We start from the raw sequence: 24,805 nt of genomic DNA on the forward strand, positions 1-24,805 counted from the left end.
AGTCAGGAGAAACACCACCAATAGTGTAAACACCAGAAAGGCTGCTATACAAGGTCGCATACAAAGTATCATTCAGTGCATTCAGGTCTGGTTGCCCATTCGGGTTCTCCTGCCAAATTTTAAACTGGTACTGCTTACCCTGCTGGAAAGTAAAGTTGCCAAGCGCAATGTTCTCTTCTGTCGCTCCAATAGCCAAAGAACCTGTCCAGTTTTTAGAGGGCTGTGCTACGCCATTAACAGTCCATTTTAATGTCGTTTTCTTTAGAGCATCAATACCGAAGTTGGCTAAGGTTACTTTTATGGCTTGGCTACCAGCGTTGAAAGGCATTTCTGGTGAATTCAGTTTTACCATACCCCCATCGCGTGAGAGTGGCGAGTAAATACGGATATTATCTATTGCCCAGAAATAAGAAGCATCACCCTGCCAGCGGAAACGTATCTTCGCGTTAGTTACCCCACCTACTTTAGAGGACAGGTTGTAAAGCTTGTTTTCCGGAAGTGCTGTACTATCCGTAAAAGTAGCGATGGTACTCCAACTGCTACCGTTGTAAACTTCTAACGTACCTTTGCCCTTTTTACCTCCAGAGAAAAAGTGGTCAAAGGTTAATAATGTATTGTTACTGATAGAGGCATCAAAAAATTTCGACTCTAACACCACGTTTTCAGCCCCATCTTCTTGTGAGTAGTTGTCGCTATCGAAAATGGCAAATTTTCCAGTGAATGGATAGGGCAGGTTTCGGTTGCCCAAGTTATCAAAACGCCACTTATCTGTAGCCACTCCGTTGATGGTAGTGTTAGCCCAGCCAGTAGGTGGTGTGGTTTCTGAGGCAGAAGAAAAGTCTTCGTTCAGGATATAGGTTTGCCCAAATGCGGAGCCACTGCCTAAAAGCAGGAAAAAAGAGAGCAGCAGGTAAATCTGTTTCATAAAGTGCTTGAAAGAAATAACAGGAGTTGTATGTATGTTCTATAAAAAAAAGAAGAGTAGCCACAGTTTTTCCTGCAGCTACTCTCAACGAAAGTGCTTAAAGAATAAGAGCTCGTTTGACTTCTCTGAACCTGCCAGCTTCCATGCGGTAGAAGTAGGTGCCTTTGCCCAACTGATGACCTTGGCTGTACTTTCCGTCCCAAGATAGCTCATGCTCCCCAGCTGCATAAGTGGTCTTATAGGTTCTTACCAGTTGCCCTACAGAGTTATAGATACTGATGCTCACTTCCTCCTGCTGTGGTATACTGAACCTAATGCTTGTGCCGTTCTGGGAGAACGGGTTCGGGTAGTTTTGGTACAGGGCATAGCCAGGAGCTTTCACTTTAACCTGTGCACTTTCTGATTTAACGCTCAGCTGCTCCAGGCTTCCTGTGTAAGCCACACCTCTTGTCAATGAGGAGTTAATTTCCATCTTGCTTACCGTTCCGTTTTCTCCGATTACCCTGAACCTAACATTGAAGACCTGGGTACCATCCTCCAGACTTAGGCTCCTGCCATTTGGCTCTGCCCATACAGTCGTCAGTTTTCCTTTGCCTACACTGTGTGTACCGTAAGCACCCTCTAAACCAGCATGCTCCACGCGGACAAACTCTAGCACCTTCGGATCCCAGTTTAAGGTAAACTGATAGCCGCTAACGTCATTGAAATCTTTAACCGACACTGGAAGGATAACTTCTTTTCCTGGTGCGGCCTCCTGATCCTCCATTCTGAAGTNGCTTAATGCCAATAAAATCCTGACCGTTCAGCTCTGCCGCCTTGCTGTAGGTGCGGGTGCTATCGTAAGGGAAAGGATTAGCAGGGTCAGCAAAAGAGAAGTCGCTGCTTACGAAGGCCCAGGTTCTGTTGCCAGGGAAGCTGTTCGTGTTGTGCAGGATCAATGATCGTATCAACGCAATATCCAGGGTGGTAACTGAACCAGAGTTATTCACGTCGGCGGCTATAACCTTGTAGGGTGCAGTAAGCGGCTGTACTCCTAAAATATAGCGCTGTACCTGAACAATATCCAAGGTGGAAATCCCATTCAGAACATCTTCTTCTCCTCTACTTACTGGCGCTAATTTGTAGGTATTTGTTTCGGTAGGAGTGAAAGAGAAAGTCCCAGTGGAGGATGTGGTAAAAGATTGTTTATCCATGCTACCAGCTAACTTTACAGTAACATTATCTAATGGTGTGCCCGAAAGGGATTTGACGGTGCCTAATATTGAAACCATAATTGGGGCAGGAGCAAATTTCATAACTGTAGCCTTGCTTCCATTTTCTCCATCTAAATAAGCTACATAGGGAGTACCTTTGGCATCCAAAGCTATACTTGTATAATAAACCCAGCCAATAGAAAACATGCTCTTCCCAACACTTTCCCAGTTGCTACCATCATATCTTAATACCGTAGCATGTGTATTATCTCGAAGTGCTACAAAAGGCACACCGCTTTCATCAAGAACTAGATTGATAAAGTTACTGTCATTGGTTGGAAGCCCACCTAAGCTAACGTCCTTCCAGCTATTGGATGTAAACTTCTTTACCATCAACTCGTCACTCTTTTCTTTATCTTGGTAAGCCACATAAGGAGTACCATTGGCATCCAAGGCTATACTTGTATAAAATGAACTCCCATCTGAAAACCCAGCTACCCCTACATTTATCCAGTTACTGCCATCATACTTTTTCACTGTAACCTTTTGCTCATTATCATAATCACTGAAAGCAACAAAAGGTACATCATCAGCATCTAGTGCTAAGGAAATAGAGCCAGCTTCCCCTGCCGAAAAGCCAGCCGTACCAACAGCTATCCAGCTACTACCATTAAACTTCATGACAGTTGCTTTACTGTTATGAACTCTATCCTGGTAAGCCACAAGAGGCAAACCTTTTGAGTCCAGCTTTAATGTTATAGAACCTGCAGCACCAGCTGAGAACCCACCATAGCCAACAGTTACCCAATTGCGACCATCATATTTCTTAACAGTTGCTCTATATCCATTTGCTGCATCAGAGTAAGCGATATAGGGGAACCCATAGGCATCGAGCACCAAGCTTGAATTTCCAAGTTCTCCTAAGAATCCTGTTTCACCGACATCTTCCCAGGTGCCACCAGTAAACTTCTTCGCGAAGATCTTGCTTCTTCCATCATCATAAAGAATAAAAGCAACATCATTTACATCTAACGCTATACTCATATTTCCAGCGTAACCAGTAGAAAATCCAGGTGTGCCCACAGCTTGCCATTCATAAGTGTTATCAAAAAAGGGTGTATTAACTGTTAAGGTTACTACAGAAGAAACCGTGGATTCAAGATCAGTAACTATTACACGATACTTATAGCCGCTCATAGAGATAGGCGCATTAGAAACGGTTAGGGTTGCTGTGTTCGCTCCGTTATACACTAGCCCGTCACTTATTCTACTAAAACTAATACCCCCGTCTTTGCTCTCCTGCCATTGATAAGCTAAGTTTTCTTGTGTTGTAGTAGTAGCCTCAACTATAAAACTACTGCTTTGGCCTCCAACTATGGTCCCATCAACAGGTTGGCTAACAATAGAAGGAGTCTTAATAGCAAATTTCGTTACCCAAAAGTCATAGCTGCCTCGAGAGCTTTCCGTTTTATCCCCGCCAGCATTTGAAGGTGAACTCCCCCCTATCAAATATCCATTATCTGTTGTAGATACTAATGCGGCTAGGTTATCATAGCTGTCTCCACCCACAGTTTTGTCCCATAACAGAGAACCATCAGCATTGATCCTGACGACCCAAAAGTCCCTGTTACCCTCTGAGGACTCTGTTTTATCTCCACTTGCTTCTGATGAAGAAGATCCCCCTAAAAGATAACCTCCAAACGAATCAGCTACTATAGGCCACAAGTTATCAGAACTGTTGCCACCGTAAGCTCTGTCCCATACCTTTCCCCCATCTGCATCGATTTTGACCACCCAAAAGTCACTGCCTCCCCTAGGTAGATCTGTTTTGTCTCCATTTGCTCCTGATGAAGAGGGACCTCCCAAAAGGTAACCTCCATCAGGCACACTTATCATTGAAAAAATTTGATCATCCCCACTCCCACCGTACGTCCTATCCCATTCCTTGCTTCCATCACCGTTGATTTTAACCACCCAAAAGTCTTGATTACCCTTCAATGCTTCAGTCTTGTCACCACCTGATCCAGATAAAGAAGATCCTCCTAACAAGTACCCCCCATCAGGCGTAGCTATCATAGAATATAGATAATCAAAGCTGTCTCCACCGTAGGTTCTATCCCAAGCCTTGCTACCGTCAGCATTAATCTTAACCACCCAAAAATCATGATTTCCCCTTGATGGTTCTGTTTTATCACCAGTTACCTCTGAAAATGATTCTCCCCCCAATAAAAAACCGCCATCTGGAGTATTTACTAAGGAATATAACCTGTCCCAACCATTCCCTCCATAAGTTTTATCCCAAGCCTTGCTACCGTCAGCATTAATTTTAACCACCCAAAAATCATAACTACCTTTAGAATTATCTGTCTTATCGCCATTTGTATTTGAATTGGATTCTCCTCCAAGTAGATAGCCGCCATCCAGAGTTGGAACCAAAGAATGTAGTTGATCAACATTACTTCCACCAAATGTCTTATCCCAAACTTTTACCACAGGTGCCTGCGCAAATGTTTTAATCATTGATAAGTTGAAGAGCAAGACCAGCACTAGGAAATACTTCAGCGTTTTTGACTTTGTTTTTATCAGCAGGTAAATCTGTTTCATAAAGTGCTTTTAAGAAATAACAGGAGTTGTATGTATGTTCTATAAAAAAGAGTAGCCACAGTTTTTCCTGTAGCTACTCTTAATGAATAAGCTTAAAGTATAAGAGCTCGTTTGACCTCTCTGAACCTGCCAGCTTCCATGCGGTAGAAGTAAGTGCCTTTGCCTAGTTGGTGGCCTTGGCTGTTCTTGCCGTCCCAGGATAGCTCATGCTCGCCAGCTGCATAAGTAGCTTTATAGGTTCTTACCAGTTGCCCTACAGAGTTGTAGATGCTGATGCTTACTTCCTCCTGCTGTGGTATGCTGAACCTGATGCTGGTACCGTTCTGAGAGAACGGGTTCGGGTAGTTCTGGTAAAGTGCATACCCTGTTATAACAGGAGCAACGGAGCTGCGAAGCTCAATGGTCGCGTTGCTTGCCTTTACACTTAGTTGCTCTAAAGCCTGGTTATAGGCAACACTGCGGGTAAGCTCTGAATTGATGGCCACCTCAGTTTGTGTGTTCAACTCTCCTACCGCCTTAAACTTCACATAGAAAATCACGCTACCTTCCGCCAGGCTCTGGCTTTTACCTGCTGGGTCATCCCATAAAGTTGTCAGTTTACCTTCGCTTACTCTGCGCGTTCCAAAGGCACCTTGCGCAGCAGCATTCTCCACAGCCTGGTACTCGAGCACCTTCGTATCCCAGGTAAGTGTAAACTGGTAGCCGCTTACCTTATCAAAAGAGTAAACCTTTACAGGCACCACTACTTCCGATCCAGGAATCACCTGCTGGTCACTCAGCTGCACTTGTAGGTTTCCTGCTGAAGCTTGTCTGGCTGTACTGGCATCCCAGGTGTTGTTCACATCCCCGATCTTCACTCCTATAAAATCTTGACCTGTTAGTGCGTTTACAATGTTTGTATGCACCTGCACCGAGTCTTTGAAAGGGAAAGGATTAGATGGATTGCTAAATTTGAAGCTCTGCGGCACAAACTTCCAAAGACGCTTGCCAGGGAAGAAGTTATCTATCGTCAGGATTACTTTTCTGATAGAAGCGATATCAGTAGTAGTAACCGCGTTTGAATTATCCGCATCGGCAGCCAATAGTTGGTAAGGAGACCCCAAAGCCGTAATATTCAGAATGTGTCTTCTAATCAGGGCAATGTCTAGCGTTGTGATACCATTATACACGGCGGAGTCATTGTTCTTGAAAGGGCTGATGGTATAAGTACCGTTCTGCATCACCTCAAACTCATACAAACCATCTGGCTTTGTCTCGAAAGGCACTGGAGTAGCACCACCAGTTGCAGTAACTGTTACAGTACGTACACCTGCACCCTGTTCTGACTTTATCTTACCGCTGATCTTGATTTGTTTACGCACCGTAGCGGCACCAGCCAATCGGGTTACAGGCACCACAAAACCATTCTTTTCAGACACCTCTATAGGTGTTGGTGTTCCTGTTATCGTGATAGGTGTGCTCTGCCCCATGGCACCAACCAACTTCAGGCGAAGGTTGAACAGAATTGTACTATCAGCCAACGTGTAGGCATCCAGGTTACCATCCGACCAGGAAAGCATCAGCTTGCCTGTAGTAGCTTGCGTCGTACCAAAGTTAGTTGAAGAAAGGCTGGTTAAGCCAAAGCCTTCAACACCCACAAAGGTAGCCACACTGGCATCCCAGTTCAGGCTGTACTGCATGCTCATGATATCTGTAAAGCCTTTTACCCTTACTGGCACCACTATTTCAGTGTTAGCCAAACCGCTAACAGAGTCCGCATCGAAAGTTACGGGTGGCACATCCACAACTGTAACTTTTACGGTACCTGCTTCGCTGCTGCAGCCGTTTATAGTTGCTACAACACTAATAGTTGCTACAACACTATAGGTACCAGAGTTAGCTGTAGTTGCCTTCGCTATGGAAGGATATTGCTGTGTAGAGGTAAAATTATTCGGACCAGTCCAGGCATAAGTAGCACCTGCTATAGTACTGGCACTCAGGCTGAGTGTACCGCCTACCTGCACTGGCGAGGCAGTAGCCACAGGTGTAGCTGGTGTAGCCTTTACTGTTGCCGTAACTGCTGTTCTGGCACTTTCGCAATTTGCGCTGTTAACCACAGACACATAATAGGTAGTGGTAGCGCTCAAGTTAGGAGTAGTATAAGAAGCTGCGGCGGCTCCGTCTATGGCAGTGCCTCCAGTAGCGGTAGTGTACCAGCGATAACTTCCGCCTGCGGTTGCACCGCTTGCCGCTAATGCTACTGTACCTGCTCCGCAACGTTCACCTGCTGTTACTGTTGGCGCTGTTGGTATTACATTAACGGTAGCTGTCACGGCTGTTCTAATGCTTTCGCAACCTGAGCTGCTCACAACCGACACATAATAAGTAGTAGTAACCGTTAGACTTGGGGTAGCATATGTAGCATTAGTTGCTCCACTAATAGCAGTTCCTCCTGTTGCGGCTGTGTACCAACGGTAACTTTCATTCGTAGTCGCTCCTGAAGCAGACAGTGTAACACTACCTGCACCACAACGCTCTGCTGCTGTAACAGATGGTGCTATAGGCACAGCATTCACTGTAACCGTAACGGCAGTTCTGGCGCTTACACAACCAGCCGCAGTAGTTGCATCTACATAATAAGTTGTGTTGGCAGTTAAATTAGGCATAGTATAACTTGCACCTGTTGCTACGGCTGTTCCACCTGTAGCTGCAGCATACCAGCTGTAAGTTAGCTTATCATCAGGGGAATTTACAGCTAGTGTTGCAGCTTCGCCTGAGCAAACAGCAGCACTGCTTACTACAGGATTTGTAGGTAAAGGAGAAACTGTTACCTTCACTGCATTGCTCACACTTTCTGAGCAAGTATTACCAGCTGTTATTTTTCTCCTGAACCATGTATCAGCTGTAAGGGACGAAGGTGTGTAATTCTGACCTGTTGCACCATTTATACTGGTAAAGGTAGTACCATTCGCACTTTGCTCCCATTGGTAGGTGTAGCTTCCGTTGCCACCTGTAGGCAGGCTTCCTGCTAATTGTGCAGGAGTGCCACCGCTGCATATGTTTTGGTCGGCAGAAATAGAGTTAGCAGCAATAGCAGGAACGATAGTGGCAATAACCGCCACTCGCTCGCTTTCACAACCAGCGCTGTTGCTTGTTGCCACATAGTAAGTAGTGGTGACGCTAAGGCTTGGTGTATTGTATATAGCTGCTGTAGCGCCGCTGATAGCTGTTCCGCTTGTAGACGTCGTATACCAACGGTACCCGCCATCTGCTGGTGCTCCACTGGCTGTTAAAACCACTGATCCTGTTCCACATCTTTCACCTGCCGTTACGGTTGGGGCTGCTGGAAGGGCGCTAATCGTAATGTTACTGCCATTATCTGTTCCTGTTATAGCAGGCGAAGACGAAATCACTCTGATTCTGTACCCTGTACCCTCCGTTACCGTAGCTAGTATCGTTGCCGCTATAGGGCTTTGGTTACCTGTACCGATGGTTGTTGGGCGGGCAAAAGAACCAGCAGCATCTGAGAGCTGTGCGGTAAAAGTGTTGCTGGAGTTAAAGGTGCCTTGTTTTGTAAAGGCAATACTTACAGCACTGCTCAAACAAAGATTGTTGCTGCTCAACGCACTTGTCGTTATAGAATACGCTGGCACCTGCACCTTGCCAGCCTTCAGCGTCAGTTGTGCCGCAGCAAAGTCTTTATCCACAAATTCTAAAGGAACAGGAGTATTCACAAAGTCTACAGGACTGCTTTCACCATACTTGCCTACTACTTTAAAGCGAATGGCAAAGATGATAGTGTTATCTGCAAGTGTTTTTCCAGCAAGGGTTGCATCATCCCAGGAGAAAAATATCTTACCACTGGTCGCCTGTGTTGTACCAAAGTTAGCGCTTCCCATCCCTGGTAAACCATATTGTTCCACTCCCACATAGCTTGCTACAGCTGGGTCAAAAGAAATAGTACCCTGTCCTGTGATGATGTTTTTGAAAGCCTTTACCCGAACAGGCACTACGACTTCTGTAGCAGGCATACCAGACACAGAGTCTGCGGAAATAGTAATGGCCTCTGCCATTACTATTCTGTTGAAGAAATCTTGGGCGCTTTTACCAATAGCAGTTGCATCGTAGCCGCCATATGTCTGTACAGCAACAGCTAATGTTGCAACAGCAATTAAGAAATAGGGGAGTAAACGTTTTATCATATTATGTTTGTTTTCTTGTAAAGAAAGATGCAGCTATAGTAGTATACTTATGCTTTTTTCACTTAGAAGGTATAGTGATTCTATCTTCCTAAGCTGTGTTATACCGCATCATTTATATATCTATATTATGCGATATAAAATTGCACCAAAAAATATGAGTTTTCAAATTCTTCACATTAAATTTTTTAATTATTTCTACCTGTCCTGCAACCCAAAGCAACCGCAATTGGATAAGTGGCTATTTTAACTCGACTAGCTCTTAAAGCCTGAAGAAGAGTGTATTGTGTTGCATTACAAATGATTTGAATTTATGGCAAAGAGAAACCATGAAAATTCATTTTGTTATCTTCCACTTTGTACTCCTACAAACAATCACACCTTGATAGTTATGCTTTAAATTGATTGCACTTGGGCAAATGACATCTATATTTCAGAATGACAATTTACAAGTACAGTACAAAAGCAAAAGCACTCCTTATAACATAAGGAGTGCTTTTGCTTTTGTACTGAGTGTTGATAAATGAAGTCTCCCCTACTCAGAGGCTAAATCAGAAGCCAAGAATGTTTTAAGGCTTTTATTGGCTTTGAGTTTATTAACGGCATCATCATCTAAAGGCTTGCTGATGAAGTCGATAACAATGTCGTACTTTGAGGCCCGCTTATAATCATCGGGGTCAATGGTTGAAGAAAGTATAATAACTCTGGTTTGTGCCAAAAGTTCTGGACAATTGGCTGTGAAATCTTCTAAAAAGTCCCAGCCACTCATAATAGGCATATTCAAGTCCAGGAATATCAAAGCTGGGGCCTTTTCCGTTGAGCCCTGTGCTTTTCGGTCTATTAAGCTTTTATAAAAGCTAATTCCTTCACACCCATTATTTAACTTGACAATATCCCTGGCAAACTCATTTACCTCGAGTATAAACTCGCAAAGCATGAGTGTTACTTCGTCGTCGTCAATAAGCAAAACTTTATCAATCATCCCCTTCTATCGCTAAACTGTAAGGTAAACGTGGTTCCTTTATTCACTTCACTTTCAACTAAAATATTACCTCCCATGGCTATCATTTGCGTGTGCGTAATGTATAAGCCAAGGCCTTTACTATCAGGGTGATTATGGAAGCGCTGATACAAGCCAAAAATCCGATCTCCGTACCTGTTCAAGTCTATGCCTAACCCATTATCAGTAAAGTTTAGTTGCATTGCACCATCTTTTTTTTCTGTACTAACAGAAATCTGCAATTTTCTTTCCCCTGACCTGTACTTTATGCTGTTTGTCAGTAGGTTCAACAAGATACTGTGCAAATAACCTGGATTGAAGAAAACTTCATCGCCTTGGGAAAAGTCAAATGTACAACTTCCATTAACTTCCTGCAGCAAACTCTCTACAGAGGTTATAACCTCACTAAAAGCAGTTCGCAAGCCAAGCTTTTCAGTCTTTACATTGATATTATTCTTAATAATTAAGATTTCCAACAGGTCGTTTACAATTCTATTTAATTGTACAGTAGATTCTTTAAACTTTTCAATTAAAAGTAAATTTCGCTCCCCATGAATGGTACTTAAATCCAGCAGCTTCACAATTCCAAGCAAGTTCGATAAAGGGGAGCGCAGGTTATGCGATGTTATATAGGAAAACTGTTTTAGGTCTGCGTTACTTTGAATCAAATCCTGTATCATCAGCTCGCGTTCTACCTCGTATTTTTTGCGCTCACTCGTATCGCGCTGTACAACTATCCAATGCGTGAACACACCACTTTTATCAGGAATAGGCAAGGCTGAAAAATTAGACCAAAACGGCTCTCCAGACTTTTTATACAGAATCAGCTCCAACTCACAAGGCTTGAAGTCTTCAAGCGCTTTTGCCAATTTTACCACTTCCGCTTCATCAGATTCTGGCCCTACTAACATACGAGGAGAATGGCCTAAAACTTCATCGGCGCTGTACCCAGTCATCTTTGTAAAGGCAGCATTCGCATAGACTATTTTTAATCTTCTGCCATCTTTCAACTCTACTGGCTCAGCAATAATAATAGAATCGTTGGCATTCATGATGCCAGACTCCAACAAACGTAATTGTTGCTCTTCCTCCTTTTGCCTCGTAATATCTGTCTGCAAGGCAAAATACTGCTCCAATTCACCATTATTGTTAAAGATTGGCTGCACCTGCATCCGTATCCAGTACCTTTTACCTGATTTAGAGTATTGAGCAATTTCGCAATCAAACGAACTGTTAGCGCTAAACTGTTCTCTTATATAATCTTTTGTGATATCATCTGTTTCTTCCCCATTAAGAAAAATACCTGGTCTTTTCCCAATCACATCACTTAGTTCATAGCCAAAAATTCTTGTAAAGGCATCATTTATCCACAAAACGGCACCAGTTGCATCCATTAAAATGACACCGTTAATGGTTTCTCTGGCAATGAGCGAAAGCCTACGTAACTCTTCCTCAACCAATTTCTTCTGCGAAATATCCTTCAGGACCCCAACCATTCTGACAGCACGCTTTCCTTCATCCCGGATTACGTAACCCTGCTCTTGTACAGTAGTGTAAGAGCCATCAGTCCTTCGGTACCGGTATTCTTCTTGCCACGCAACTTTGCCTTCGTCCTTAAAGGTGTTCTCCAATGATTCTACAACTTGCATCACATCATCTGGGTGCACACGCTCTTGCCAAAAAGAAAAGTCGGTTTTATCCTGATGCGGATCGTAGCCAAAAAGCCTGTCGAAGCCTGGCCCCCAGTATATCTTGTTCGTGATCAGGTCCCAATCCCAAATAGCTTCATGAGTGGCAAGTGTAGCGTATACATAGCGTTCATTACTGATTCGAAGATTATCTTCAGCAATTTTGTTTTCCAGTATTACCTGCAACAGGTTGCCTGCGCTTGCCAATGAGCGCTCTTCGGCTGGGCTAGGTGCTTTGGGTTCTTTATAGTAAACTACAAATGTGCCAAGAACGGTATTATGAGAGTTTAAGATAGGAAATGACCAACAGGCTTTCAGGTTATGTTCTTGTGCTAAATGGCGAAAGCCTTCCCATCTCTGATCAGTATCAATATCAGTTACTATAACCTTTTCTTTTAAGAAAGCAGCTGTGCCGCAGGAGCCTGCATTATCACCAATGGCAAGTCCAGTTATAGCATCTGTGTATGCGGCACATAAACTAGGCGTTGCTATTGGGTAAAGCTTCCTTTCTTCTAACTGCATAAAAGAACCCAACATGCCTGGGTGAATCTTTTCCAAACCAGCCAAGAACTTTGTAATTACAAGCTTTAACGGTGCATTGGGCAGGGCATTAACAGCCAGTACTTTTCTGCCTAACTTATCTAATTCCGTTACCCGCCTTTGCTCTGTAACATCTCTAAAGTAAACAGATAAGCTTTTGTCAGATGGATAGGCGTTTACTTCAAACCATTGTTGTGAAGGAGGGAAAAATTCCTGGAATCGAACAGCAATCCGCTCTTTTATAGCCCTATGAAATTCAGTATAATGTTTAAAGCTTAAAGCCTCTGGAAACACCTCCCAAAAATTGCGGCCTACAACATCTTCTTTTCCAAGCAGATGCAGCCGTGACACTTCTGAGTTCCAGTAAGTAATGTTCCAGTTCTGGTCCAACGCATAAAAGCCATCGGCAATACTGTCTAATATTTTAGAAATCTCTTCTTTGTTCCGCTGCCGCTCCTGGTCTGCGTCTAGCTTGTAAGTAAGATGTTGGTTTAACCTTAGCTCTTCGTTAAGCGCCTTTAATTTTTCATTGGCCCTTTCTAACTGGGCTACAGCCTCCTGCATTTGGCTTTTAGTTAAAGCCACTTCTTGCTCTAGCTGTTGAATACGGTGGTTCTCGGTATGCTCCGTATTATTACCAACTAAACCGTTGCCTTCAACATCCTGTTTCTCAAAAATCAATAAGTATAACTCTTCCTGAGCTGCAGCTAAAACCAAAGGCCGTGCAGACACCTTCACGTAATACCACTGATTGTCAAACTCAAATTTTAGGATTCGGCTCTGGTGCACCTGTTTGCCTTGAATGGCTTTATCTATAACCGATTGAAGCTCTAGTTGCAGTTTACGGTTGACCATCTTTACGATGTTCCCATTCAGGTCACCATTGGGTAGAGACAGATAAGGCCTAACGTCTCCTGTTATCTCTACTATCGTGCAGCTACTGTTAATAACCACATAAGGATGATTGAACGAGGCAAAAATTGTTTCTTTTACCTGTTCGTGTACAGAAACAAACTTATTCTTACCATTTTGTTCTGGTAAAGCAGGGCGCGCAAGAGGTTTCAATGGACTAAAAAAGAAAATTAGTTATAACGACATCAGGTAAAGCTTCAGTATTTCCCGTTAAAACTAATTACATTTTACCATAATGCCTATCCTTTAAATAATATAATTCTCATTTTTATACAGCAAGGATAAAATCATCAGAAAAACAAAATACAACTATATGCATAGTTCAATTATACAAAGATAATAAACCATATCCCGTTATTATATTCCTATTACACTACCTAGCACACTACAACTTACGCCACGGAACAGTATATAAATAAAATCAAAGCTTTCATAGAGGCATAAAGTATTTAAAGCATCTAAGCAAGTACAAATACTTAAACATAATTAGCAAATACACACCTTAAGAAAATATCCTCAAGGTGTGCATTTGCTATTTACCTGATGTTAGCAGAATTGTATAGCATCAGATACGTAATGCTGCATGAAGGAATTTTGAAATTAAAGCCAGCAGATAAAGCTCCTTTCTTGGAGAGAAAAAGACTTTATCTGCTGGCTTTTTTTCGGGGTGTGACAATTAAACTTTATTGGCAACAGCAGCTACGGGTTGCCTCCGCATACGCATCTCAGAAAAAACACCAGCGGTAATAGTCAGTATACCAGCACCTAACAGCACTACTTCTGCCCCAAACAAATCGCCGAAGACTCCTGCCGCCACGGCACCAGCCACATAACCGAAATCGCGCCAGAACCGAAAAATACCTAGACTCTGTGACCTTTGGCTAGGATGAGTGTTATCTGCCACCAAACTTAAGAATGTTGGGTAAACCATGGCTGTTCCAGCACCTACTGTAGCAAGAGCCGCCAGCATAATGGTGTAAGAACTTGTAAAGAATAATGTTGCAATAGCTATCCCCTGCAGCAACATACCTAAACAAAGCAGTTGCTTTCTGGAGTACATGTCTCCTATTTTGCCTGTGAAAAGTTGCCCGATGCCCCAAACAGCAGGGTAAACACCAGCCAGAAATCCTATCTCTACCAGCGAATAGCCTTTAGCTCCCAACACCAATGGTAGCAATCCCCACAGCACCCCATCATTTATCTTCGTCACAAAGCCATTTAGGGTTACCGGCCCCAGATTTACATGCCTCCAAGTCGTGTCCTTCCATACGCTAGGCAGTAAAGAAACAGTACTATCCGCAGCTTCTGCCTGTACATGCGCAGTGGTATCACGCACTAAGAAAAGAGTAAGAACTACACCTGCCAAAGAGAAAATGACACCAGGCAAAAAAGCGTAAATAACCTCACCTGTGGCTGAAGCTATATAGCCCGCCAAAAAGGAGGCTAGCCCCACAGCCAAATAGCCAGAGAACTCATTTATACCCATTGCGAGCCCCCTGTTATTTTTCCCCACAAGGTCTATTGTCATCACGATGCTGGTAGTCCAGGCTAAGCCTTGGTTAAGGCCAAGCAGTAGGTTAGCTACTATTACCCACCACCAACTATTAGCATAAAACAGGAGCCAGGGAACTGGTATCGCAAAAAGCCAGCCTAGCAGCAACAGTTGCTTGCGAGTGAAACGCACCGAAAGCTGGCCCATCAACACATTAGCGATTGACTTAGCCAAACCAAATGCTACAATAAATGAAAGAATAGCTGTGTGACCATTCAAGCCGAAAACGGTTTCAGCATACTTTGGTATAACAGAGCGCTCAAGTCCTACTATCGCACCAATAAAGGCGGTAATCAGCATCAGCAGCCAGAACTGTCCAGCGTTTTCTTTCATGCCCGCCCGAGCGGCTGGAAGTATAGTCATAAATAGATAAATTCGACAGTTAATCTTTGATCTAGGTAAACTTACACATCCGTTCGAAAATTTTCATGCAGAATGCCACTCCTAAACCACTTTCACAAAGTACCAGCTAATTTTGGTAAACTACTGCAATTTATAAATCTAATCCTATTCTATTTTCAACGCTTAGACGCAAAGGTAAACTTGCTTACCTGGTAAGTTGGCACTGAACAAAGCTAAAAAGGTGTATATTCACCTTATATACAAAAAGGCAGCTTCCCCATATAGAAAGCTGCCTTTTTAGAAGTTTGTGCTATTCTCTAGTTCATTAAGGAATATTGCTGTGCTAACTGAGTAATACGTAAGTGGTCCAGCATCGCCTGGTTTACCTCCACGTTCATATTTTCATTGTCAGGTTCAAAAGTAAGCTGCACCTGCTGCTTCCCTTTCTGCAACTGTACCTGCACAGCATTGGTATAACCCCAGTCAGACCACTCGTCTGTACCTCGCTGCGGCAGTACCACAGTGCCCACAAAGCTGTTGTTTACCTGCAGCGTTCTGATGGCGCACTTATTTTGCGTGTTGATTGGGCCGTTGCCGTTAGCGTACCGGAAGTCGATCGCGTATAAACCTGCGGCAGTCACCTCTACCACCAACTGAACCGTCTGGTTTTTCTGTTTCGTGATCTCTACAAAACCGTCTCCAGAAAAGCCTTTATAGGGCAATGCAGCTTTAGGGACAACCTTTTCCACTTCATACACCTGCACATAGTTTGTGTTTTCTATAAGAGGTTCGCTGGCAAAAGATTCTACTCCGTTTTCATCCACTGCAATAACCTGATAAGCCGCATAGCCATCGGCTTTTGTTTTGACAGAAGTACCCTCTGTCGTAGCGACCAGCTTTCCATTTTCCAGCACTTTATACTTTACCGCATTCTCTACCTTTTCCCAACTAAACGTGTTGCCTGATAAATTAACCAAAGGAATAATAGGTGAAACAGTAAAGCCTACCTTGTTGATATTTTGCTGCTGAGGCTTCTGGTTCGAAAGCAAAATTTTAATTTCATGCCTTCCCTCTAAATCAGCAGGTATTTCAGCATTAGGCAAAGGCTTCCCATCCATGTCGATAGATTCGATCTTGTTGCCGAATCCTTCCATATCAATAGCCAGCACTGCCTTTCTATACTTAAAATTGGATAGCCGACGCACACCTGCATAAACTTCGGGCACAAAAGGTTTAAAAACCAGCTTATCTGGCTGAAACTCCATCCCGAACAGCACCTTGTATACCATAGCAAGGTTACCTGCCACACTCCACAGTTGCCTATCGGAGTTGATTTCGGTACCTGCAAAATCGCCATTGCTGGCCACAAAATTCTCTTTGTTCGTCAGGAAAAGAGCTGCTGGGCGGTAAAGGGCTGCCATACTTTCTGCCAAAGCCTGCTCGTTACCTGCTTTGGCTGCCGCCATAGACCAGAATGCCTGCACAAAAGGCCAAACGCCATTGTTGTGGTAAGGCGGGATGTTCGGGATGTGCGGGAATATACTCGGCACACCAAAATCAGAAACGGGTGCATTTGCCACAACTGCTTTTCCTCGTTCCTCGTCTGCCACGCCGTAAAGCACACTCAAGGCCTCTCCCAGCGCTTCAGACTTAGGGGAAAGTATTTTATAGTTTCGCCCGTACAGGTACTGACCATAGTAGCCTTTCTCAGGCTGCCACAGATACTCGTTTATACCTTCCCTGATCCTGTTGGCAATTTTATTATACCTGGCAGAAGCTTCTGTATCATTTAAAATCTGAGCCATTTCAGCCAGAATAACGTTGGCCTGATAATGAACAGCCGAAGTACCTAAGCACTCAGATTCATAAATGTCCACGGGCTGCATCCAGTCTGGGTACGTCTGCTCACGCCAGTCCAGGAACGAGGACTCTCCTTTCACCATACCAGTTACGGGATCATGGGCATTCTTCAGGTCATCTTCCACGGTACTACGGATAATTTCGTATGCCTGCTTCAGCCACGCCTGGTCGCCTGTTACTTTATAGATTTCCCAGGCCGCCACGGCCCACACAATGCGGTCTGTAGATACGGGGTAAGCACCGCCTGTGCCTGTATCCTGAACGATTCTGCCGTTCTGCACCTTACGCATAAGGCTGTACTGCGACACCTTCGGCTGCAGCGTAGCCATACCCAGTATAATGCTGTAGCTGATGTCTCTCGTCCAAACGCCTGCCCACTCTTTTCCAGTTCTGAAGGTACTATCGACTTCAACGTCTGCCTCCATTTCTTCCAGCGCCATGTTATAGAGCGCATCCATCAGCGGGTAATCAGACGTAAAGGTTGGGAAAGCGGAAATATCCTTCGTCAGTTTCCAACTAGTAGCAGTGGACTTCGCCTTTTCAGGAGCATTCAGCACAAGTAGAGCCTCGTAAATTCCATCACCATCAGGGTCTTTCAATTCTAGTTCCGAATAATTTGCCAGGTTGTCAAAGTCCCAGGTCATGGGCGAGGTGCCACCAGCTATAAACACACTTTTAAAGTCTTGCATATAGATTTTGTCTCCGTTAAAAGTCGTGTAAAAGCCCTGCTTCTCAAATGCCTCCAGTACATGCCGCATATCCAGGCGCACCTTTAGCTCCGAATTTGGGGCCAAATACGTGTCAGCAAGTACAACAGTGTCATCTACATACTGCTCCCCGAATTTAATGAGGGGTGTTTCGCAACCACTGTCGGTGGCAAGGCAACTGAACACATGGTCCTTGCCCGAAGGCATTTCGTTGTCTTTGCCGTTGATGCTGAACTTAAAGTTAAGCCTGGGACTCTGGAACTCATTTGCCATGCTCCTGTAGTTCGACACCATTTCTGTAGAAGAAAGCGCCTTAGCCTCAAACTGCTCCTGCACCACCCTGTCTGGATAAATGCTGTATTGCTCCGACTGCCAGATGGCAGCCTCAGGCGCTGTGGTTTTTTGAGTTTGGCAGCTCCCCAACACCAGCGCCGAAAGGAAGAAACCTGCCTGTAACGATCTATTCTTCATAATCATACTTGTTAGCTATATCCCACCTTCTGCAATAAGGCAGGAAATGAAAAGGGATTAAACTGCCAGACGATCATCCCACAGCTCAATCCCTTCATTGTTTCAATATTAAAAGATAACTTAAAACAGGTTTAGAATATCTTCCGCTACACTACATGCAACTATAGTTTAAATGTGTAGTGGCGTTTCCCAACCTATAGTTTCTTCAAGCCTTTCATCTCGGCTTTGCTGCCTTCTTTTATGCTGATGGCAACACCGCCGCTGGAAGCCATTTGCTGCTTCAGCTTGCTTTTTGAGGTTACAATTACCTTGCGGATGTTGTAGCTCTGCGGGTTCTCATTGTAGCTGGCATCCTTACCGTCTGCATATATAGTGGCGATGTAGCTCTTGCCTTTTGGAAGGAAGTCGAAAGAGACATTGGCTGTGCGCACTTTCTCATCCGTAATGCCACCAACATACCACTCGTTCTTGCCTTTGGCTTTGCGGGCTATAGTTACATAGTCGCCTGGCTCTGCTTCCAACACATAAGTATTATCCCAATCCACGGCCACATCTTTAATAAACTGGAACGCATCAGGGAAACGCTCATAGTTCTCTGGCAGGTCTGCCGCCATTTGCAGTGGGCTGTACATCGTTACGTAATAAGCCAGTTGCTTTACCAAAGTTGTGTTTACACGCTGGTCGCTGCCAGTACCGTAGTAAGATAGGTCTGTCTGGAAAATACCAGGCGTATAGTCCATCGGGCCGCCCATTAAACGGGTAAACGGAAGTATAGTAGTATGGTCTGGTGCCAGGCCGCTCATAGATTCGAACTCTGTACCACGTGCAGACTCTTGTGCAATCCAGTTCGGGAAAGTACGGTGCACACCTGTAGGACGTACCGCTTCATGGCTGTTTACCATAATTTTATACTTTGCTGCCGTGTTAGCTACATGGATGTAGTGGTTCACCATCCACTGGCCATCGTGGTGCTCACCGCGAGGGATGATTTTGCCTACATAGCCTGTTTTAACAGAGTTGTACCCATTATCAGCCATAAATTGGAAAGCCCCATGCAGACGGCGTTCGTAGTTAGTAGCCGAACCTGATGTTTCGTGGTGCATCATAATTCTCACACCTTTGTCGGCAGCATACTTCTTAAGTTCCTTCACATTAAAATCTGGGTATGGAGTTACGAAGTCAAAAACTTCTTCTTTCCAGTTACCAAACCAGTCTTCCCAGCCCACATTCCAGCCTTCTACCAGTACAGCATCGAAACCATGCTCTGCAGCAAAGTCTACGTATTTTTTAACGTTCTCAGTAGTGGCACCATGACGACCGCTAGGCGTTAGCTGCGTATGGTCATCGTCCAGTTTTACGTTTGTTTCAGTACCATAAGCCCAGGTGCTCTTACCAGCTACAAAGTACTCCCACCATACACCAATGTATTTAACAGGCTTGATCCAAGAAACATCTTTGTATTTAGTAGGCTCGTTCAGGTTCAGAATCAGGTTAGAAGCAAGAATATCAGTAGCCTTATCGCTTACCACAACAGTACGCCAAGGAGTCTGAGCATCCGTTTGCAGGTAACCTTTATTACCAACAGCATCAGGTGTAAGGTGCGAGCTCATTCTAAATGTCTTCTCATCCACATTCAGCTGCATCGCTGGGTAATTAATCAAGGCAGCTTCATGAATATTGATGTACAGGCCGTCATTAGACTTCATCATAGACGGTGTTTGTATTGCCAGCGCCGACTTGATAGGGTGCTGCGCATGTACATCGTGCGTTGCCTTTTCGATCAGTTGAGAAATCTCGGAGATCTTAGATGTCGTGTAGGCATATTCATTTGTGTCATAATCTCCTGGAATCCACCATATTTTATGGTCTCCAGCCAGGTTAAACTCTGTATGCTCCTCTTTAATGATGAAGTACTTCAGGTTTTCCTGCTTAGGGAACTCATAGCGAAAGCCTACCCCGTCGTTAAATACACGAAAACGAATTTGGATTTGACGGTCTTGTTGTTCTTTCTGAGTAAGCGTTACAAGCAATTCGTTATAGTTATTGCGAATTGTTTTCTGCTCGCCCATAATAGGCTCCCAAGTGTTATCAACAGATTGCTGTTCTGTATTCGTTACAGTGAAGCCTTCCATGAGGGAGGGCAAACCATTTAGCTCCAGCCCCAGCTTACTCGGCTTAATTACTGGTTTATTTTTGAAGCTGAGCTGATAAGAAGGCACACCGTTTGCCGTGAGCTCAAACTTTAGCGTTAGATTCTTGTCAGGCGAGGTGATCGTTTGTGCACTTGCTACAAGCACAGATGCACAAGTGAAAAAAAGCGCCAACAGAAGTTTTGTCTGATTGTGTAGACTTAAGCTATTTTTAAATCGCATAATCATTATGTAGTGTATTAAATTAAGTTAAAGACAAAGTATCACGGCACAAACCGCAAGACCCATTATATATTAAATTGATATTCAATAATTTATTTAACAAATCGCGTATCAGCTTTACAAACTAAAAAACATTGGCTTGTACTAATGCTGCTCCACAATAAGTATGATGCTCATTTTTTCTAAATGCTTACTTCTCCAGCACAACAGTGCTGTAAGCTGGAATAGAGACTGTTCCTTTGTTCAGCTTAGCAGCTTTGTTTTTAAAGTATACTTTTTTGTACCCCGACAATTGCTGCGGCAGCTTTACGCTAATTGGGTCCTTAGAAAGATTGTGCAAAACCAGTAAAGACTGCTTTTCACTGGCTCTCTCAAAAGCACTCAAGCCTTTCGTATTCAGCTCTAAAGGCACCAGTTCGCCATAGGTTAGCGCCTGGCTCTTGTTTCGTAGCTGCAGCAAAGACTTATAGTGGTTATAGATGGAGTTTTTGTCTTTCATCTGCACCGCTAGCGGCGGCACGCTTTCGTCGGTGGAGTAACGGGGCTGCATCCAGGTGGTGCGGATTTTATCTTTGGCTTTCACATCCCATAAAAAAGGCTCACGGATCAACTCATCTGGCTTTTTGCCTCGCATGCCGATTTCCTCACCATAGTACAGATAAGGCGATCCTGGCAACGTCAGCAACAGCGCAGCCGCCATTTTGGCTTTGTTCATATCGCCGTTCACCTCGCTCATAATGCGATTCTGATCGTGATTAGTTAGAAAAGTAGCGTCAACATAATCAGGGTTTATGTTCTGATAGTATTCTCGTATTTTTTTATGGTTCGCTACCAAGTCTCCTGCATCTTCCTCATTCACGGCTTTTGTAATGGCAAAGCCCATATCGAAGTTGAATAGCGCTGGCAACCCCTTCAGGTAAGGCCCAACGATTTCGGCTGGCGCCCATACTTCTCCTACCAAGTACACATCTTTATTAGCTTTCTTCATCTCGCTCAGGAAATATATCCACCAGTTGTGGTTGTCCGTAGCTCTTTCGTCTGGATAGATGTGGCGGGCTGCATCCAAGCGGAAACCGTCTACGCCAACCTCAGAAAACCAGAACTGGCCAATCTTGAATACTTCTTCACGCAGCTTCGGGCTATCATAGTTTAGATCGGGCATACCACCGTAGAAATAACCATAATACAGGTAATCGCTACCATCTACCTTATGCCAGTGTTGAGTATTATAGGAATCGGCACCTGTTGTTTTCCCTTCGCGCTGGGCTTGCGGGTCATTTTTATGCGTCCATACATAATATTCGCGGTAGGGGCTGTTTTCATCTGCCAGCGCTTCTTTAAACCAAGGATGTTCGCTGGAGCTATGGTTCAGCACCATATCAATCACTACCTTAATGTTCCGCTTGTGCGCCTCAGAGATAAATTGCTTGAAGTCATCCATGGTGCCATAATCAAGGTGGATGCCGTAGTAGTCGGTTACATCATACTTGTGGTAAGAAGGAGACGGATTGATAGGCATTAACCACACAGCCTCCACGCCTAGGTTTTGCAGGTAGTCCAGCTTAGCCGTTGCACCCTTTATATCTCCAATGCCATCGCCATTTGAGTCTGCGAAAGACTGTATAAAAATTTCGTAGGTGACTCCTTTAGGCCACTTACTTACATTACTTTGTTGTGCTTTAACGTCCTTTACCGATACTCCACCAAATATGGTAAGCGTAAGGGCAAGAAGAAGGTGAATCAATTTTCTTTTTTCCATCTATAGTTTTATGTGTCTGACATGGCAAAAGCCAAAGTTCAAATTGAGCGAGGCTACAGTACTAAGCCATGTCCTCTGTGTTTATTTAGGTGAATACACCACATAACTTTTTGCTTTACAAGAAATCGTAGCATTTCCGCTTGCATCTGTTGTAACATCTGGGTATTCGCCAGTATAATCTTTCAGTACAGTATTAGCCCACTGTGTCTGCACTGTACGCTCTTTTGTGGTAGTGCCACTGTTAAGAAAGCAAACCAAACCAGGGGTTCCGTTTCTGCGGAAAAAGTACTCAATTGCGCTCGCAAATAATTGAGTTGTGGAGCCAGCAGCCAGGTTTTTCTTGATCCAGATGAGGTTGTTCAGCTTTTCTTTATCTAGCAGAGATTCATAGTCTTTGTAGAAGATAAATGGCGTACCTTCAGTAGTTAGGATGTAAGCATAAGCTAGTAGTTTATTGTCTGCCGAAATTTCATCTGTGTCGTGGTTTGCCACAAAGGTATAGGCCAAAGATGCGTCTTTGGCAACAAGGCCTTTGTTTTCCAGGTTATACATTTGGTTGTTATCTAAGGCATTATCCAGAGCGTAGTACAGCGGAAAATCGAAAGCGCCACTGTTGGCTTCTAAACACCAATCGTAAACCAGGTTCACGTCAGTATCCCAGTACTCCCCTATGGAAACGCTACCTCCTACTGCTGTATTCCAGGCTTTTACCACACTTGGATCATAGCCTTTCACGTAGTCAAACCGCCAGCCATCAAAACCTAATGTGTTTTTATAGTACTTCCCTACACCATCTTCTCTGTTCCACAGCCAATCCTGCACGTTCTGTACCTCATGGCATAGATCAGGATAACCTCCAAAGTAGCCAGCATCGGACTCATGAATAGCGTTCGGATGGAAATCTTCATAAGAACGAATAAATTTACCAGATGCGGGATTGAATGCTGTATAGTAATACTCTCCAGTGTAAGGGCTATACTCAGAAAAGCCACCTGAATTATGGTTTAAAACAATATCTGCAATAAGCTTAAAACCTTTGTTTTTGGCATTGTTGAGCAAAGAAGTTAACTCCCTTTCAGAGCCAAATCTTGTTTCAACTGTTTCATACTGGTTGTACTGCCCAAAATCAAAATAATCGTAAGGGTCGTAACCCATCGACATAGCCCCGGATTGTCCTTTAGAGATGGGAGGTAGCCAAATAGTAGTGATCCCTGCGCTTTTCCAAGAGTCGAGTTTTGTATTAAGGTTATCCCACCAAATTCCTCCAGCTGGCACATCCCAGTAAAAGGCCTGCATCATCACCACATCTGAGGGAGTTGTACTTTCTATTTCAGGCAAGACGGGTGCTACTTCATCAGTCTCTTTATCTGAGCATGCTGAGAATAAAACGGTTGAGGCAGCCAGCGCACACAGGGTTGACGCAAATTTTGCTTTGATAGTATAGGCCATGTTATAAGTCAGATCAAGGCAACCTTAATTACCTGGATTTTAAGTATGAGCGCTTTACAGCACCATTAGGTGTAAAGCAGAAAGCGCTATTACTCTTTAGGTTTATCAGGAAAGGCTTTGTTCTCCCCGAAGCTTTTTGAACAGCATCAGTTTATAAGAATTTATTTTGCCAGGAACAAAGGATGGTTTGTTCCTGGCAAAAATCTACTGTTGCTCAATAGAATAGGTATTGTTTACAAGATCCATGGTTACAGTATAGGTACCAGCAGAGGCAATGGCAATGTCGGCACCGTCTTGAACTAAAGTACCGCCAGATCCACCGTAGTTTGTACCCCAATCGTCGTTCAGACGGAACTTTAAGACCCCTGGCGTAAGTTCTGTCGTGATAGACCAGGTTTGGGTACCGTTATTATAAGTCATGTCTGTGTCAGCACCCCAGCCACTTGGCGTAGCATCACCAATAATGCCCCAGCTATACTGCGCGGCTGTGAAGGTATTCTCGTTCAGGTTTAGCGTTAGGCGGTACATACCAGCCGCTGGCACAGATAAGTTACCTTCTGCAGAGGTGCTTACTGCACCATCACCTGCTTCGCCATAGGCAACATCCCAGTTTTTAGCAGGTGTAATTTTAAACTCTGTAGCCCCTGCAGGGAAGTTGATAACACCTGTATAAATACCGTTGCTTGTAGGCGAGATAAGACTATCGGCAGTAGCCAGAGTCCAGCCCTGGTAAGCACCTGGCACATACACAAAAGAGATCAGCGGATACGGATTTACCGTTAGGTTTACCACGTTAGAGTAAACTGGTGCAATGGCATCAGTGTTATAAATTTGCGACTTTAAACGCACCTCCACCTCTGAATCTGTATTTGTAGGCAGGCTCATAGAAAGTAACAGGGCGTTCAAATCAATCACACTATAGGTTTTAGCTGACTCGCCTCCCTCTAAATTAACTTCTTTGGGGATAGCAAAGTCAGTACCAGCCAAGGCAAACTGTAGCGTGTTTGTAACAGCTGCACTATAACCAAAATCGGCTTTAGTCCAGTTAAAGACCACGGCCTCATCTTCTGCATTTTCCTTTTGCAAAGTCAGGGTGTTGGCAGAAGCCGATATGGTAGCACCCGTTCCTTCTGAGCTAGCCACTACCCTATCCTCGTCTTTTTCGCAAGAAGAGAACAGAATGAGCACCAAGCTTAGCAGCGTTATATTTTTTATAGAAAAACTTTTCATTTGATATCTCTGATTTAAATTAA

12 protein-coding genes are annotated in these 24,805 nt (G+C 44.0%); all 12 read right to left on the reverse strand.

Translation table 11 applies throughout. The features are described from left to right. The coding region (locus LN893_RS08340; RefSeq protein ID WP_229969355.1) for a hypothetical protein at positions 1–925 on the reverse strand (925 nt) is incomplete at its 3' end. A 97-nt stretch (positions 926–1,022) separates the two neighbouring features. Further along, positions 1,023–1,691, reverse strand: coding sequence for a cohesin domain-containing protein (locus LN893_RS08345; protein ID WP_229969356.1), 669 nt, complete (start codon positions 1,689–1,691; stop codon positions 1,023–1,025). After that, the gene (locus LN893_RS08350; protein WP_229969357.1) at positions 1,636–4,722 is read right to left on the reverse strand and encodes a DUF8696 domain-containing protein; all 3,087 of its coding nucleotides are present in this window, start codon (positions 4,720–4,722) and stop codon (positions 1,636–1,638) included. Before LN893_RS08350 ends, LN893_RS08345 begins: the two co-directional genes overlap by 56 nt. 92 nt (positions 4,723–4,814) lie before the next feature. Continuing rightward, a complete protein-coding gene (locus tag LN893_RS08355; RefSeq protein ID WP_229969358.1) occupies positions 4,815–8,903 on the reverse strand; it encodes an Ig-like domain-containing protein in 4,089 nt (1,362 codons plus the stop codon). 532 nt (positions 8,904–9,435) lie between these two features. After that, positions 9,436–9,882 (reverse strand): response regulator, encoded by a 447-nt coding sequence (locus LN893_RS08360; RefSeq protein ID WP_229969359.1) that lies wholly within the window; start codon positions 9,880–9,882, stop codon positions 9,436–9,438. Further along, a complete protein-coding gene (locus LN893_RS08365) occupies positions 9,879–13,193 on the reverse strand; it encodes a PAS domain S-box protein (RefSeq protein ID WP_229969360.1) in 3,315 nt (1,104 codons plus the stop codon). Before LN893_RS08365 ends, LN893_RS08360 begins: the two co-directional genes overlap by 4 nt. A 523-nt stretch (positions 13,194–13,716) precedes the next feature. Then, positions 13,717–14,955: an MFS transporter gene (locus LN893_RS08370; protein WP_229969361.1), complete on the reverse strand. Its 1,239-nt coding sequence runs from the start codon at positions 14,953–14,955 to the stop codon at positions 13,717–13,719. Positions 14,956–15,251: 296 nt separating this feature from the next. Beyond that, positions 15,252–17,972, reverse strand: a complete 2,721-nt coding sequence (locus tag LN893_RS08375) for an alpha-L-rhamnosidase-related protein (RefSeq protein WP_229969362.1) — start codon at positions 17,970–17,972, stop codon at positions 15,252–15,254. 194 nt (positions 17,973–18,166) lie between these two features. Beyond that, entirely contained in the window at positions 18,167–20,344 is a 2,178-nt protein-coding gene (locus LN893_RS08380; protein WP_229969363.1) for a glycoside hydrolase family 97 protein, read from the reverse strand. 190 nt (positions 20,345–20,534) lie between these two features. Next, positions 20,535–22,103, reverse strand: coding sequence for an alpha-amylase family glycosyl hydrolase (locus LN893_RS08385; protein WP_229969364.1), 1,569 nt, complete (start codon positions 22,101–22,103; stop codon positions 20,535–20,537). A gap of 81 nt (positions 22,104–22,184) precedes the next feature. Then, the gene (locus tag LN893_RS08390) at positions 22,185–23,552 is read right to left on the reverse strand and encodes an alpha-amylase (protein ID WP_229969365.1); all 1,368 of its coding nucleotides are present in this window, start codon (positions 23,550–23,552) and stop codon (positions 22,185–22,187) included. 204 nt (positions 23,553–23,756) lie between these two features. Continuing rightward, positions 23,757–24,782 carry a SusE domain-containing protein gene (locus tag LN893_RS08395; protein WP_229969366.1) on the reverse strand — a complete coding sequence of 342 codons (1,026 nt, stop codon included), beginning with the start codon at positions 24,780–24,782 and terminating at the stop codon, positions 23,757–23,759. Positions 24,783–24,805: the final 23 nt, after the last annotated feature.

Source organism: Pontibacter harenae (genome assembly GCF_020907245.1).
GTDB classification, from domain to species: Bacteria; Bacteroidota; Bacteroidia; order Cytophagales; family Hymenobacteraceae; genus Pontibacter; species Pontibacter harenae.